Annotated in this window: 12 protein-coding genes and 3 tRNA genes; 7 read left to right on the top strand and 8 right to left on the bottom strand. The window is 73.3% G+C overall.

Annotated features, from left to right (window positions below):
• Nucleotides 1–83: 83 nt before the first annotated feature.
• The gene (locus ACIGQF_RS34290) at nucleotides 84–1,298 is read left to right on the top strand and encodes an RNA polymerase sigma factor (RefSeq protein WP_399718638.1); all 1,215 of its coding nucleotides are present in this window, start codon (nucleotides 84–86) and stop codon (nucleotides 1,296–1,298) included.
• A 149-nt stretch (nucleotides 1,299–1,447) separates the two neighbouring features.
• Here the strand turns inward: ACIGQF_RS34290 and ACIGQF_RS34285 are convergent, their stop codons facing one another.
• Nucleotides 1,448–2,893, bottom strand: coding sequence for an FGGY family carbohydrate kinase (locus tag ACIGQF_RS34285; RefSeq protein WP_399718635.1), 1,446 nt, complete (start codon nucleotides 2,891–2,893; stop codon nucleotides 1,448–1,450).
• 114 nt (nucleotides 2,894–3,007) lie between these two features.
• Nucleotides 3,008–3,307 carry a YtxH domain-containing protein gene (locus ACIGQF_RS34280; RefSeq protein WP_362207309.1) on the bottom strand — a complete coding sequence of 100 codons (300 nt, stop codon included), beginning with the start codon at nucleotides 3,305–3,307 and terminating at the stop codon, nucleotides 3,008–3,010.
• A 215-nt stretch (nucleotides 3,308–3,522) separates the two neighbouring features.
• Between ACIGQF_RS34280 and ACIGQF_RS34275 the strand changes: the two genes are divergently transcribed.
• From ACIGQF_RS34275 to ACIGQF_RS34260, 4 genes are all read left to right on the top strand, one after another.
• Nucleotides 3,523–3,595, top strand: a tRNA-Asn gene (locus tag ACIGQF_RS34275).
• Between the two features lie 5 nt (nucleotides 3,596–3,600).
• Nucleotides 3,601–3,673: transfer RNA gene (locus tag ACIGQF_RS34270), tRNA-Asn, on the top strand.
• A 268-nt stretch (nucleotides 3,674–3,941) separates the two neighbouring features.
• Nucleotides 3,942–4,018, top strand: a tRNA-Ile gene (locus tag ACIGQF_RS34265).
• A 466-nt stretch (nucleotides 4,019–4,484) separates the two neighbouring features.
• Entirely contained in the window at nucleotides 4,485–5,867 is a 1,383-nt protein-coding gene (locus ACIGQF_RS34260; protein ID WP_399718632.1) for an alpha/beta hydrolase, read from the top strand.
• Between the two features lie 57 nt (nucleotides 5,868–5,924).
• On the opposite strand, the gene ACIGQF_RS34255 is transcribed toward ACIGQF_RS34260, so the two are convergent.
• From ACIGQF_RS34255 to lysA, 3 genes are all read right to left on the bottom strand, one after another.
• Nucleotides 5,925–6,401 (bottom strand): hypothetical protein, encoded by a 477-nt coding sequence (locus ACIGQF_RS34255; RefSeq protein ID WP_399718630.1) that lies wholly within the window; start codon nucleotides 6,399–6,401, stop codon nucleotides 5,925–5,927.
• Between the two features lie 9 nt (nucleotides 6,402–6,410).
• On the bottom strand, nucleotides 6,411–6,965 hold the full coding sequence (locus ACIGQF_RS34250) for a hypothetical protein (protein ID WP_399718628.1): 555 nt from the start codon (nucleotides 6,963–6,965) through the stop codon (nucleotides 6,411–6,413).
• Between the two features lie 176 nt (nucleotides 6,966–7,141).
• Nucleotides 7,142–8,500 carry a diaminopimelate decarboxylase gene (gene lysA / locus ACIGQF_RS34245; protein ID WP_399718625.1) on the bottom strand — a complete coding sequence of 453 codons (1,359 nt, stop codon included), beginning with the start codon at nucleotides 8,498–8,500 and terminating at the stop codon, nucleotides 7,142–7,144.
• A gap of 110 nt (nucleotides 8,501–8,610) precedes the next feature.
• On the opposite strand from lysA, the gene ACIGQF_RS34240 reads away from it, so the two are divergent.
• Together ACIGQF_RS34240 and ACIGQF_RS34235 are read left to right on the top strand one after the other, a co-directional pair.
• Nucleotides 8,611–10,299, top strand: a complete 1,689-nt coding sequence (locus ACIGQF_RS34240; RefSeq protein WP_399718622.1) for a PucR family transcriptional regulator — start codon at nucleotides 8,611–8,613, stop codon at nucleotides 10,297–10,299.
• 137 nt (nucleotides 10,300–10,436) lie between these two features.
• Nucleotides 10,437–10,652, top strand: coding sequence for a hypothetical protein (locus ACIGQF_RS34235; protein ID WP_399718620.1), 216 nt, complete (start codon nucleotides 10,437–10,439; stop codon nucleotides 10,650–10,652).
• A gap of 125 nt (nucleotides 10,653–10,777) precedes the next feature.
• On the opposite strand, the gene paaE is transcribed toward ACIGQF_RS34235, so the two are convergent.
• From paaE to paaC, 3 genes are read right to left on the bottom strand one after another with little or no spacing between them, the layout of a single operon-like run.
• Nucleotides 10,778–11,893 carry a 1,2-phenylacetyl-CoA epoxidase subunit PaaE gene (gene paaE, locus ACIGQF_RS34230; RefSeq protein WP_399718617.1) on the bottom strand — a complete coding sequence of 372 codons (1,116 nt, stop codon included), beginning with the start codon at nucleotides 11,891–11,893 and terminating at the stop codon, nucleotides 10,778–10,780.
• Nucleotides 11,893–12,504 carry a 1,2-phenylacetyl-CoA epoxidase subunit PaaD gene (paaD, locus tag ACIGQF_RS34225; protein ID WP_399718769.1) on the bottom strand — a complete coding sequence of 204 codons (612 nt, stop codon included), beginning with the start codon at nucleotides 12,502–12,504 and terminating at the stop codon, nucleotides 11,893–11,895. The genes paaE and paaD overlap by 1 nt, the downstream gene beginning before the upstream one ends.
• Nucleotides 12,505–12,506: 2 nt before the next feature.
• Nucleotides 12,507–13,394, bottom strand: a complete 888-nt coding sequence (gene paaC, locus ACIGQF_RS34220; protein ID WP_399718615.1) for a 1,2-phenylacetyl-CoA epoxidase subunit PaaC — start codon at nucleotides 13,392–13,394, stop codon at nucleotides 12,507–12,509.
• Nucleotides 13,395–13,417 lie beyond the last annotated feature (23 nt).

The raw sequence follows: 13,417 nt of genomic DNA, 5'->3' as shown, positions 1-13,417 counted from the left end.
AACCGCCCGGTCACCCACTGAATGCAAAAAGTCGTCGCACGCCCCTCGTGGCGGGAGTGTGTCGTACTCCACACTGAGGAACGGTGCCTGAGTCCTCGGAGCGCGGCGGATCCGGACGCAACGACCCGGAGTCCGACGCCAACCCGCTCTTGATGTACGGGACGGACGGCGGCTCGGCCGCAGCCGTACCCGACCTTTGTGCCGCCTCAGCAGCGATCACCCTGGAGGTCGCCCCCGTGCAGACCCCGAGCCTCGCCGACGCGCCGGCCGCAGCGGCCGCCACCGTGCCCCAGCAGGCCGAGCCGCCCGCCCCCGAGATGCTGGCCGACGAGCCGGACCCGGCACACGAGACGCCGTCGGAGCCGCCTTCCCGGCCCGACGCGGCCGGTCCCTCCTCCGACCTCTTCCGCCAGTACCTCCGGGAGATCGGCCGGATCCCGCTGCTCACGGCCGCCGAGGAGGTCGAGCTGGCCCGCCGGGTCGAGGCCGGCCTGTTCGCCGAGGCGAAGCTCGGCAACACCCCCGACCTCGACTCCCAGCTCGCCGTCGACCTCGACAAGCTGGTGGTGCTGGGCCGGATGGCCAAGCGCCGCCTGATCGAGGCCAACCTCCGCCTGGTCGTCTCGGTCGCCAAGCGCTACGTCGGCCGCGGCCTGACCATGCTGGACCTCGTGCAGGAGGGGAACCTCGGCCTGATCCGCGCGGTCGAGAAGTTCGACTACGCGCGCGGCTACAAATTCTCCACGTACGCGACGTGGTGGATCCGGCAGGCGATGTCCCGCGCCCTCGCCGACCAGGCCCGCACCATCCGCGTCCCGGTCCACGTCGTCGAACTGATCAACCGGGTCGTACGGGTCCAGCGCCGCATGCTCCAGGAACGCGGGTACGAACCCACGCCCCAGGAGGTCGCCGCCCACCTGGAGCTCCCCGAGGAGCGCGTCAGCGAGGTACTGCGGCTGGCCCAGGAGCCGGTTTCGCTGCACGCCCCGGTCGGCGAGGAGGACGATGTCGCGCTCGGCGACCTCATCGAGGACGGCGACGCCGCGTCCCCCGTGGAGTCCGCCGCCTTCCTTCTGCTGCGCGAGCACCTGGAAGCGGTGCTCTCGACCCTCGGCGAACGCGAGCGCAAGGTCGTCCAGCTCCGCTACGGCCTGGCCGACGGCCGGCCGCGGACCCTGGAGGAGATCGGCCGGATCTTCGGCGTCACCCGCGAACGCATCCGCCAGATCGAGTCCAAGACCCTCAACAAGCTCCGCGACCACGCCTTCGCCGACCAGCTCCGCGGCTACCTGGACTGACGCCGTGCCGCGTGGCGGCTGATTCCGCGGACGCCGCCTTGAAGGCGCCCGGCGGTCTCGTCGTCATCGGTGCGGGTTTCCGCTGGAGAGCGGCCTGCTCGTGTGGGGGCTCCGCGGCTGTCCGGACTGATGCCGTATCGCGCGGCGGCTCAGTCCGCCGACGCCGCCTCGAAGGCGCCCGGGTACGTCTCGTCCCGCACCGTCGCGTACTGCTGCCGCACCGCCTGGCCCACGGCCAGCTCCTCGCCCGGCTCGAACACCTGGCAGGCGGCGGCCGGCCAGGCCGGCGGCTCCTGCGCCGTGTGCGTCCCGTGCGCGAGACCCAGCGCCCACGCCGCCTGCCGGGCCGCGCCCAGCGCCGCGTAGTCCGCCGGCTGGGGCACCACGACCTGCGCGCCCAGCAGCGCGGGGGCCGCGGCCTGGACGGCGCCCAGCTCCGCGGCGGCGCCCAGCAGGAACACCCGCCGCACCTGCACGCCTCTGCCGCGCAGCACGTCCAGCGCGTCCGCGAGCCCGCACAGCATGCCCTCGACGGCGGCCCGCGCCATGTGCTCGGGCTTCATGCTCTCCCGCCGCAGCCCGTGCAACGAGCCCGCGGTGTGCGGCAGGTGCGGGGTGCGCTCGCCCTCCAGGTACGGCAGCAGCACCATCCCGTAGGCGCCGGGCGTCGACTTCAGCGCCAGGTCCGACAGGCCCTCCAGGTCCGTGTTGAGCGCGTCCGCCATGCCGCGCAGCACCCGTACGGCGTTGGTGATGTGCACGACCGGCAGATGCATCCCCGTCGCGTCCGCGAAGGACGTGATCGTGCCCGTCGAGTCCGCCAGCGCCTCGTGGTGGATGCCGAAGACCGAGCCGGAGGCGCCCAGCGACACCACCGCGTCACCGATGCCGACGCCCAGCCCGAAGGCGGCAGACATCGTCTCGCCCGTACCGGCGGAGATCAGCAGGCCCTCGGGCGTCACCCCGGCCGCGTCGGCCGGGCCGAGCACCTCGGGGAGCCGCACCTGGTGCCCGAGCGCCAGCTCGACCAGGTCGGGGCGGTACGTACCGCTCGCCGCCGACCAGAAGCCGGTGCCCGAGGCGCCGCTGCGGTCCGTCGTGCGCCGCGCGGGGCGCCCCAGCAGCTGCCAGACCAGCCAGTCGTGCGGCTGCATGATCTCGGCGACGCGAGCGGCGTTCTCGGGCTCGTTCCGGGCCAGCCAGCGCAGCTTCGCCACCGGCTGCGCGGCGTGCGGCACGGAGCCCACGCCCTGCGCCCATGCGGAGCGCCCGCCGAGCGCGTCGATCAGGTCGGCCGCCGCGCTCTGCGCCCGCTTGTCGTTGCCCATCAGGGCGGGGCGCACGAGGGAGCCGTCGCCGTCCAGCGGCAGCAGGCCGTGCTGCTGGGCCGAGACGCCGATGGCCTGAACTCCCTCCAGGAGCCCGTCGGCGGCCGCCTCGCCGAGTGACATCAGCCACGTCTGCGGATCGACATCGGGCCCCTTCCCGTCAGGATGCGGGGCGTACCCCTGCCTGACGACGGCACCACTCTCGGTGTCACAGACGACGATGCGTGTGCTTTCGGACGAGCTGTCCAACCCGGCGACTATCCCCATGGGGCCTGATGATGCCGCATCGCGGGGCCGGTACGGAAAGCGGTCTCCCCGGGCCGCGCGGCGGCGGCCCGGGGAGACCGGCGGGTCCGGCCGGGTGTCCTCCGGCAGGGCGGGTCAGGTGTTGCTGGTACCCCAGTCGTCCTCCGCGCCCGGACGCTGCTCGCGCAGCGAACGCACGCGGTCCGTCACGGAGTTCGGCATCTTGTCGCCGACCTTGGCAGACACCGCGTCGTACGCCTTGGTCGCGGCCTCCCGGCCGGTCTGCGCCGCGGACTCGGCGGTGTTGCGGACGGCCGGGTTCTGCGCGACCCGCTGGGCGCTCTTGCGCAGCTGTTCGTAGCGCTCCCGCCCGGCCCGCGTGCCGAGCACGTATCCGATGGCCAGTCCCGCGATGAACGTGAGCCGGTAGCGCATCGCTCCACCCTTCTGTCTGGTCGTTCCCGCTCTCCGGTACCCGCCGTCGAAGCGGTGAGTCGCCGGGCTGTGCTCCGTCTACCCGCGGGCCCGCTGATCACCCGTGGCCATACCGATTGGCGAAGCACCCCCCTGCTTGCGCTAATGTATGTGTCGCAGCGAGCGCACGCCGTCCGGAAGCCCGGACCGGAGTGCATTCGAGGCACAGAGAGCAATCCCGCGTAGCTCAATTGGCAGAGCAGCCGGCTGTTAACCGGCAGGTTACTGGTTCGAGTCCAGTCGCGGGAGCGCAGTCCCCTGTAGCTCAATTGGCAGAGCATTCGGCTGTTAACCGGAGGGTTACTGGTTCGAGTCCAGTCGGGGGAGCAGGTGGAAGAGGGCCCCGTGAGGGGTCCTTTTTCGTGTCCGGTTCCGCGTCCGGTGCCGCCGTCGCGGGCCGCTCCCGGAATCGAACACGCGGACCACTCCAAAGAGTGATGCTCTGGGTGGAACCGAACGGTGGGTGATCGTAGTCTTCACGACCGCACGCAGCGATCCGCTCCATGCTCGGCACCCACCCGCACGGGCAGCAGATCGTATGAGCGGCTATGCTGCGGCAGACGGCGCGCACAAATGTGCGCGGCGCGCCGTGTCGGGGGCGGTAGCTCAGCCGGTTAGAGCAGCGGACTCATAATCCGTCGGCCGTGGGTTCGAGTCCCACCCGCCCCACCACAGCAGAATCGATGTGACCTGAGAGAACTCGGTCGAGGCGGCCCGCCGGCACCGAACATCCGTCGGGCTCGGTCGCCTGTTCGATGTCCGCGGTGCACTGAACCGCACTTCTTCCGCCACTCGGCACGTGACGTCCGCTGCGGGCGCGAAGGGCCACGATCTGGCGATGCTGCGGGCAGCGTTCCCGTCCGCGCGCCGCTGACCTGGCCTTTCGCGCTATGTCGGGCAGAGTGGTTTTCGCGTAGCGCCATGGGCGGGCGAGCTGTTCATTGGCCGTATGCGTTCTCGATTACCTTTCCGCGGCCGGGCTGCGGGTGCTGTCGCGCTGGGTGTGGTCCTCACCGCTGTGGGGGGAGGACCCGCGGCGGCCGCGCCGTCGGGTGGGGACGTGGGACCGGCCGGGTCGTTCCGCGCACGGTGGGCGCCGTGTACGGGAGCGGGGCAGGCGGGGTTCGAATGCGCGTCGGTGCCGGTGCCGTTGGACTACGCCCGCCCCAGGGCCGGGGCCATCGACCTGGCGGTGATCCGGCATCGCGCACAGGGGCCGGGGCGCGCGCTGGGCACGGTGTTCTTCAACCCCGGGGGGCCGGGCGGGCCGGGGACGCAGGCTCTGCCGGCGTGGTACTCGCTGTTCCCGGCCGCGGTGCGGGAGCGGTTCGACCTGGTCAGCTGGGACCCAAGGGGGGTGGGCAAGAGCGCGCCGGTGCGGTGCTTCGACGAGGACGCACAAGGGGTGGCGTTCTTCGCCGGCACACCGGTGGGCTTCCCGGTGGGCGGCCGTGAGCAGAACCGGTGGATCGACACGTACCAGAAGTTCGGCAGGCTGTGCCTGCAGCGCAACGGCGCGCTGCTGGAACACGTCTCGACCGCGGACAGTGCCCGTGACCTGGACCGGCTGCGGGCCGCCCTGGGCCGGGCCAGGACGGACTACCTGGGGGTGTCGTACGGGACCTTGTTGGGGGCCACGTACCGCAACATGTTCCCGGACCGGACCGGGCGCATGATCCTGGACGGCAACGTGTCGCCCACGGCATGGACGAACAACGGCGCCGACCGGGCCCGCAACACCACCACGGGCCTGCGGATCGGGGCCGACGGCGCCCGGGCGACCCTGAGGGCATTCCTGAACCGGTGCGGGACGGCAGGACCGGCCCGATGCTCCTTCTCGGCCGGAAGCCCGGAGGCGACCGGAAAGAAGTTCACCTCGCTGCTGGCCCGCCTGAAGAAGGCCCCGATCCGCTATCAGGGCACCCCTGTCAGCTACGGCGCCGCGGTCAGTACCGTCGACGGCCTGCTCGACGTCGTGCCCGCGATGCCGGCCACCGGCTTCCCCGGCTGGAGCTTCCTGGCCGATTTCCTGCAGACGCTCGACCGGGGCGGCAGTGGCGGCCCCGGCGTCCCCACGTCCTACGACCTTCGCGAACAGGGCTACGCGATCGAGTGCAGCGACAGCCCCAACCCTCGCAACCCCCGGGCCTACATCTCCCTCGGCAACCGGGCGCAGCTGTGGAGTGGCCCGCTGGCCCCCGCCATCTCCTGGAACGACGAGCCCTGCGCCGGCTGGAAGGCCACCGCCGCCGAGCGCCACACCGGCCCCTGGAACCGTCCCACCAGCGCTGCCGCCCTGGTCATCGGCAACACCTACGACCCCTCCACGCCGTACCACAACTCCGTGACCATGGCCCGGATCCTCGACCGCGCCCGACTGCTGACCGTCAACGGCTACGGTCACACCGCCCTGCTCAACCCCAGCACCTGCGTCGGCCGAGCCGAAACCGCCTACCTGATCAACGGCACACTCCCGGCCCCCGGCACCACCTGCACCCAGGACAGCCGCCCCTTTTCTTGAGCGCGGCTGTCTTGTCGGAAGGCGCGGCACTGGCCGGCTCAGTCCGCTTCAGGCGGTTCAGTCGAAATAGCCGCTGGGCGCCGCGAGCGCGTAGTGAACGTAGAGGGGCAGATCGTCGTGCGGGTCCAGCGGGACCTCGCGGCTGGTTTCGCGGGAGAGCAGCAGCGCGAGATCCGGGAAAACGGCCACCTCTTCGTCGCTGGTGTCTCCCTCGTGCCCGGCATCGCCGATGCGCTGCACGAGTTCGCGTGCGGGGGCGCGGAAGACGTCCAGCCCATTGAACTCCACGCGCACATCGGCTTCGTCGTTCTCGAAGCGCCAGGCTTCGATCGCGGTGAGGGACTCCCCGTCGTCCGCCATGAGGACGACCTCGAACTCGGGGTGGGCGATCAGCACCTTGAAAGCCGTGCGCCCCGGGGCGGGGTCACCCACCTTGACGTCGCCCCATGCCGAGGCCGCTTCCGTGGCCTCGGCGATCGGCATGCCGAAGCGCAGCGGGCCGGCACCGACGGGCGGGTTGAGATCGAGCTGCATGGTCGCCCCTCACTTGAGCAGGTTGTAGCCGATGGTCCAGCCGTTGCTGCTGAGCACTTCCTGAAGACCGGCGTTGTGCGGAAGGCTAGCCACCATGTCGGCGATGTGCTGGTCGTACTTATTTCCGAAGCGACTGCGAATGTCGTCGATATCCGTCTTCATCGCCTTGTCGAAACGCCCCGCATTGATGAGGTCGCGTTGCTTCTGCTGCCATTCGCGAGCCTCGCGGCCGTAGCCGGTACTGGTCACCAGCCTGTGGTCCGGCTTCTCCATACGGATGGAGGGGCCCATGTGCGGAGTGAGTTTCGGCAGGGCGAGATGTTTGTACGCCGACTTGGCCGGCATGTGGTTGATCTCGTTTCCGTCCCGGGCCGGAGTCATGCCGCCGTACCAGCCGCCACTGTCCGTGCACCCCTTGGGGGCCAGGCCGAGCGGATCCGACCAGGTGTGCGGGTTGTCGACGTAGGTTGCCGGGTTGGGGGCGGGGTGGGACAGCGTGTCGGCTAGTACGACCACTGCCGCGACGACCACGATGGCGGCGAGGATCGGGCCACCGACGATCATCGCGATGATGCCGACGACGGCGACGATGACCTTGCAGACGGAGACGATCGCGTCCCAGCTGTCGGCGACGAACTTGACGATCTCCTCCCACCAACTGCGGTTCTGGATGCCGGCGTCGGAGGCTTACCAAGGGCAAGGGGTGATCCGCCGGTCTGCCCGGAGGCGGCGCCCGGCGGCTACGCCTCCCGGGCCGCCCGTACGGCCACTCGGCCCGCCCGTACGTCCACTCCGTCCGTCCGTACGTCCACGTCCCGGCGCAGCAGGTCCTCGTATGTTTCGCGGCGGACGACCTCGTGGGCCGTGCCGTTGGCGCAGAAGACGACCGGGGGGCGGCGGGCGCCGTTGTAGTTGTTGGAGAGGGAGTAGCAGTACGCGCCGGTGACCGGTACGGCGATGACGTCGCCGGGGCGGGGGTCGCGCAGCGGTACGTCGCGGATCAGGGTGTCGCCCGACTCGCAGTGCCGGCCGACCAGGTCGCAGGGGTCGCCGCCGCCGGCCCGCGCGGCGACCGTGGCCTCGAAGCGCTGCCCGTAGAGCATCGGTTCCAGGTTGTCGCCCATGCCGCCGTCGACCGCGACCAGCGTGCGCGGCCCCGGCTTCACGGTCACCGCACGGTAGAGGGTGAGCGCGGCGCCGGCCACGAGGGAGCGGCCGGGTTCGATGATCAGCCGGGCGGTGTCCGGGAGCTGCGCGCGGGCGGCGTCGGTGAGGGCGCGGACGTACTCCTCGACGCTCGGCGGGGCGTCGTCGTAGGTGTAGCGCACCCCGAGACCGCCGCCGAGGTCGTACACCGCGTGCTCGCCCAGTTCGCCGAGGGCGCCCAGCGCCTCGACGGCCCGGGTGAACGGCGCGGTCTCCAGCAGCTGCGAACCCACGTGCGCGTGCAGCCCTTCCAGGCGCAGCCGGTCGCTCGCGCGCAGCCGGGCGGCCGCACGGACCGCGTCCGGTACCGCGAGGCCGAACTTGGCGCCGCGGTGCCCGGTGGCCATGGCGGCGTGCGTGTCCGCCTCGACCTCCGGTATCACGCGGAGGAGGACGCGCTGTTCCGCGCCCGCCGGCACCAGGCGCTCCAGGCGGTCGATGTCGTCGTGGTTGTCCACCACGATCGTGCCGGCGCCCGCCTCCACGGCCATGGCCAGTTCCTCGTCGGTCTTGGCGTTGCCGTGCACGACGATGCGGGCCGGGTCGGCGCCGGCGGCGAGCGCGGCGGCCAGCTCGCCGCCCCCGGCCACGTCGACGCCCAGGCCCTCCTCGGTCAGCACGCGGATCACCGCCGTGCACGGGAAGGCCTTGGAGGCGAAGACGGCTTGGCTGTTCGGCCAATGCGCGGCGAGGGCGCGTACGTACTCCCGGGCGCGGGCGCGCAGGGCCGCCTCGTCCACGATCACGGCCGGGGTACCGAACCGCTCGGCGAGGTCGGTCAGCCGGCAGCCGCCGACCACCAGCTCACCGTCCCGGTCCAGGTGGGAGCCGGTCGGAAAGAGGTCTACGAGGTCGGCGGCGGAGGCCGGAACGGGCCGGTCGGTCACGGTCACGGGTGCGGACTCCTGTCACTGCGGCGGCGGGGGAGGTGGGCTGCGCGGATATCGTGGCAGGCCGCACGGGCCGGTGCCCCGGCCGATCGACGCAGGAAGCGAGGGGCGCGTTGTCCGATTCGACAACACCGTCCGATTCCCGCGAGCCGTCGCCTGCGGCTCCGGCGGCCGGCCGGGTCCCGGGCGAGCCGCTGGGGGAGCGGGCCGCCGGTACGTTGCGGCTGCTCGTCGAGGGCGCGCCCGGTGTGCTCGTACGGGTGCGGGCCGCCCCCGCCGGGCTGGACGTCCCCGTACGCGGCACGATGATCCACGACCCGGGCGACCCCCTGCCGCCCTCGCCCGCCGCGGTCCTGCTGCTCGTCGGCACGGACGTGACGGACCCGCGGGCCTGTGGGGTGGTGCGGCGGGCGGCCGAGCGCGGGTTCACCGCCGTGGTGGTCAAGGAGCGCGGCCAGGACCCGGCGCGGCTGGCCGAGACCGCCGTTGCCTGCGGGGTCGCGGTACTGACGGTCGGGGACGCGGTGCCCTGGCGGCAGGTGGACGCGGAGCTGAGCTGCGCGCTCGCGGCGTACGGGATCGGCGGCGCGGCCGGCGCGGCACCGGCCGGCGGCGCCGAACTGTTCGCGCTCGCCGACACCCTCGCGGCCGTGGCCGGCGGCTCGGTGGCCATCGAGGACCTGGACCAGAACGTCGTCGCGTACTCCAAGGTCACCGGCCAGCGCATCGACACCCTGCGGGAGCGCGGCATCCTCCAGCGCAGGGTCCCCGACATCCCCGAACAGCGCCGCCAGTACCGCGAGGTGCTCGCGGCCCCCGGCGTCGTCCGCTTCCCGGCCCGCGGCGACGAGCTGGCGCGTGCCGCCGTCGCGGTACGGGCCGGGGCGCTGCCGCTCGGCACGCTCTGGGCGATCGAGCCGGCCGACGGGCTGTCCGACGAGGCCGCCGCCGCGCTCCGGGACGCCGCCCGGCTCGCCGCACCGCACCTGCTGCGGGCGCTGCACTCACCGGAGACGGAACGCCGGCTGCGCCGGGACGCCTTCCGCGGGGTGCTGCACGGCGCGGGGCCGCCGGCGGACGAGGCGGCGGAGCGGCTGGGGCTGCGGCCGGGCGAGGAGTTCTGCCTGACGGCCTTCGCGCCGGAGCCCGGCGCGGGCCCGGCCGGCGCCGCGCTGCTCGGCCACCTCGAATCGGTGCTGGTGCGGCACTGCGCCGCGCACCAAGAGGCGGCGACCGTGGTCGCCACCGTCGACGCCGCGTACGTGCTGCTGCCCGCCACCGGGGCCGCGGCGGCCCGGCGGTTCGCCGAAGCGGCGCTGGCCGTCGTCAGCGCGGCGGTCGGCGACGGCGTACGGGCCGCGGTGACCCGCCCGCACACCGACCTGCTGCGGCCCGCCGCGCTGCGCCGGGAGGCGGACGACGTCCTGCGCGCGACGGCCCGCGACGGACACGCGCGTCCGGCGGCCGCCTCCGAGGACGTCCGCCACCGGATCCTGCTGGACCGCCTCGGGGACGAACTGGTCCGGGACCCCTGGCTGCGGCTGCCGGGTGTCACGGCCCTGCTGGCGCACGACCGCGAGCAGGGCACGGCCTACGCGGCGACGGTCCTGGCCTGGCTGGCCGAGGTCGGCGACGTGGCCGCGGCCGCCGCCCGCCTGACGGTGCACCCCAACACCCTGCGCCACCGCCTGCGCCGCGTCCGCGAACTGTTCCCCCTGGACCTGGACGATCCGGACGTACGGCTGACGGCGTGGCTGGAGCTCAGGGGGGCGGCGTCGGTCCCTGGACCGCGTAGGCCGTGACCGTGTGGGCCTGCCGGGCGAGCAGCTCGGGAGTTCTCCGAGTGGTGTGACTTTCGCCTGCTTTGTGAGGTGACGTGACTTTTCGCCGCGCCGGCCCGTTGACGGGGCAATCGATGATCTTGTGCTGGAGGAAAGACATGCGTGCTCGGCTCGGGTTCACCACCGTCGCCGTCTCGATCGCCGCGGCGGCGTTCGCGGGAAACGTCGGAGACACCGTGGGAGACGTGACCGCGACGGGAGACACCTGCGCGGCGCAGGACGTCCATGTCCTCGACGTGCCGGTCAGGGCCGTCAACGACGTCTGCCGGATCAAGGGCCATGTGACCGACGGGCTGACCGAGATCGTCGGCTGACGCGGGCGCCCGGCCCCACCGCCGGCGGGCGGCGCGGCCGGAGCTCACTTCACCGGGGCGGTCGCGCGGGGGTGGCCGCCCGAAGCCACCGGCCGGGCGTCAGCTGTCGAAGCCGACCGTCGACGTCAGCTGTCGAAGTCGACCGTCAGGGTGTCGGAGGCCGGGAAGGTCTGGCAGGTGAGGACGTAGCCGGCCTCGACCTCGTTGGTCTCCAGGGCGAAGTTGCGGCGCATGTCCGCCTCGCCGTCGCGGATCAGTGCGCGGCACGTGCCGCAGACGCCGCCCTTGCAGGCGAACGGGACGTCCGGGCGGGCCTGCTGGGCGCCGTCCAGTATGGCGCGGTCGCGGGGGAGCGGGGAGGTGGTCGTCCGGCCGTCGAGGGTGATGGTGACCTCGCTGACCGGGCCGTCGGCCGTCGCCTCTTCGTGCCGCGCCTCCCGCACCGGCTCGTCGTCGGCGTAGAACAGCTCCTGGTGCACGCGGTCCTCGGGCACGCCCAGGCCGGACAGCACCTGCTGGGCGTCGCGAACCATGCCGTGCGGGCCGCACAGCCACCAATGGTCGGCGTCGGCCACGTCGACCAGCGAGCCGATGAGCGCGGAGAGGCGGTCCGCGTCCAGCCGCCCGGAGAGCAGCTCGGCCTCGCGGGGCTCGCGGGAGAGGACGTGCCCCAGCTGGAAGCGCGTGGGGAAACGGTCCTTCAGGTCGGCCAGGTCATCGGCGAACATCACCGTGGACGTACGGCGGTTGCCGTAGAAGAGCGTGACCCGCGAGGCCTCGTCGGCGGCCAGCACGGACGCGGCGATGGAGAGCATCGGGGTGATGCCGGAGCCGGCCGCGATCAGGACGTGGTGGCCGGGAACGGTGAGGTCCGGGGTGAAGAAGCCGGTGGGCGCCATCACCTCGACCACGTCCCCGGGCCGCACGTCGTTGACCAGCCAGGACGAGAACAGCCCGCCGGGTACGACGCGTACGCCGATCCGCGGGGTGTCGCCTGCCGGGGCGCAGATGCTGTACGAGCGGCGCTCGTCCCGGCCGTCGATCTCCCGGCGCAGCGTCAGCGACTGGCCCGGCGCGAACGCGAACTCACCGGCAAGCTCGTCCGGAACGTCGAAGGAGACGGCGGCGGAGTCCTCGGTCAGCGGCTCGACGGCGGCGACGCGGAGGGAGTGGAACGCCGGGCGCCGGCGGGCCGGGGCCGCCGCCGGGGCGGAGGAGGCGGGCGCGGTGGGGGCGGTCATCAGATCTCCTTGACGTGCTCGTACGGTTCCCGGCAGCTGCGGCAGCGGCGCAGCGCCCGGCAGGAGGTGGCGCCGAAGCGGGAGAGCTCCTCGGTGTCGGCGGAGCCGCAGTGCGGGCAGGGCACGGCCCGGCGGGTCGGCGAGAGGTCCAGCAGGACCGGGCCCTCCGCGCGGCGCGGGGCCGGCCCCGGCGGGGCGATGCCGTGCTCGGCGAGCTTGCGGCGGCCCTCCTCGGAGATCCAGTCCGTCGTCCACGGCGGGTCCAGCACCGTCTCGATGCGGACGTCGGCGTACCCGGCGGCGCGCAGCCGGGCCGCGAGCGTCGCCCGCATCTCGGCCATGGCCGGGCAGCCGGAGTAGGTCGGGGTGAGGGTGGCGGTGACCGAGCCGTCCCCGGCCACCTCGACGCCGCGCAGGACGCCCAGTTCGGCGAGGCTGATCATGGGCAGCTCGGGGTCGGCCACCTCGGCGGCGATCCGCTCGGCGCGGGTCACGGGCGTCTCCGGCGCCACGCGCAGGGCTGCGCCGTCGCGCGCCGGCCTGCTCCGGGCAGCCGTGCCGTGCGGTGTCGTGCCGAGGTGAGCCGTGGTGCCGTGCGGTGCCGTACCCATCGTCACCACGCGGCTTCCGGGTGGGCGCGGGCGAGCTCTTGCAGCTCCGCGAGCAGCGGCGCCAGGTGTTCCGTACGGTCCCCGGCCCGGCCGGAGCCCGGCACCGGCGCGGCCTCGGTGGCCGTCAGCCCGGCCGCCTCCGCGACCTGTGCGAGCACCGCGCGGGTCGCCTCGGCCGCCTCCGCCGCCGGTACGCCGAAGCCCTCGCAGGTGCGGTCCGCGTACAGCTCGTCCAGCCAGGGGGCCAGCTCCGTCCAGGCCGCCGCCATCCGGCGGTGCGACTCCGCCGTGCCGTCGCCGAGCCGGACGACCCACTCCGCCGCGTACTGCCGGTGGTACGTCAGCTCCTTGACGCCCTTGGCGGCCACCGCCGCCAGCACCGGGTCCGCACAGCCGGCCAGCCGCTCGAAGACGGCCAGCCGCCACGCGGACTGCACCAGTAGCCGGCCGACGCAGAACGCGAAGTCGCCGCGGGGCAGTTCGGCCAGGCGTACGTTGCGGAAGTCCGCCGCGTCCCGGAAGTAGGCGTACGCGTCCTCGTCCCGGCCCGTGCCGTCGGCCTGCCCGGCGCGGGCGTACAGCAGCCGGGCCTGGCCGAGGAGGTCGAGGCCGATGTTGGCGAGGGCCATCTCCTCCTCCAGCTCGGGGGCGCGGGTGCACCACTCGGCCAGCCGCTGCGCCGTGACCAGCGCGTCGTCCCCGAGGGCCACGCACACCCCGGCCAGCTCCGCGGCGTCCACGCCCGCGGGCAGTGCCGTCGGCACGCCGTGCAGCGGGTCGGCGAAGCCCGTGCCGAAGGCCCAGCGGGCGTCGCCCTCGTCGCCGTCGGCCAGCGAGAGGTACACGTGATCGTCGGCCGCTTCGTGGGCCTCACTGATGTCGGCTGCCATGTCTCAGCTGCTCCTGGTCGGGT

It is taken from the genome of Streptomyces sp. NPDC053560 (assembly GCF_044544605.1).
Classification (GTDB): Bacteria; Actinomycetota; Actinomycetes; order Streptomycetales; family Streptomycetaceae; genus Streptomyces.
The sequence above is the reverse complement of the archived record's forward strand: the minus strand, read 5'-3'. Positions and strand labels throughout refer to the sequence as shown.

Bases quoted from the DNA above. Each gene is read 5' to 3' on its own strand.
- ACIGQF_RS34285 (WP_399718635.1), bottom strand. From the start codon at position 2,893: ATGGGGATAGTCGCCGGGTTGGACAGCTCGTCCGAAAGCACACGCATC.
- ACIGQF_RS34280 (WP_362207309.1), bottom strand. From the start codon at position 3,307: ATGCGCTACCGGCTCACGTTCATCGCGGGACTGGCCATCGGATACGTG.
- ACIGQF_RS34255 (WP_399718630.1), bottom strand. From the start codon at position 6,401: ATGCAGCTCGATCTCAACCCGCCCGTCGGTGCCGGCCCGCTGCGCTTC.
- ACIGQF_RS34250 (WP_399718628.1), bottom strand. From the start codon at position 6,965: ATGATCGTCGGTGGCCCGATCCTCGCCGCCATCGTGGTCGTCGCGGCA.
- ACIGQF_RS34235 (WP_399718620.1), top strand. From the start codon at position 10,437: ATGCGTGCTCGGCTCGGGTTCACCACCGTCGCCGTCTCGATCGCCGCG.
- paaE (WP_399718617.1), bottom strand. From the start codon at position 11,893: ATGACCGCCCCCACCGCGCCCGCCTCCTCCGCCCCGGCGGCGGCCCCG.
- paaD (WP_399718769.1), bottom strand. From the start codon at position 12,504: ATGGGTACGGCACCGCACGGCACCACGGCTCACCTCGGCACGACACCG.
- paaC (WP_399718615.1), bottom strand. From the start codon at position 13,394: ATGGCAGCCGACATCAGTGAGGCCCACGAAGCGGCCGACGATCACGTG.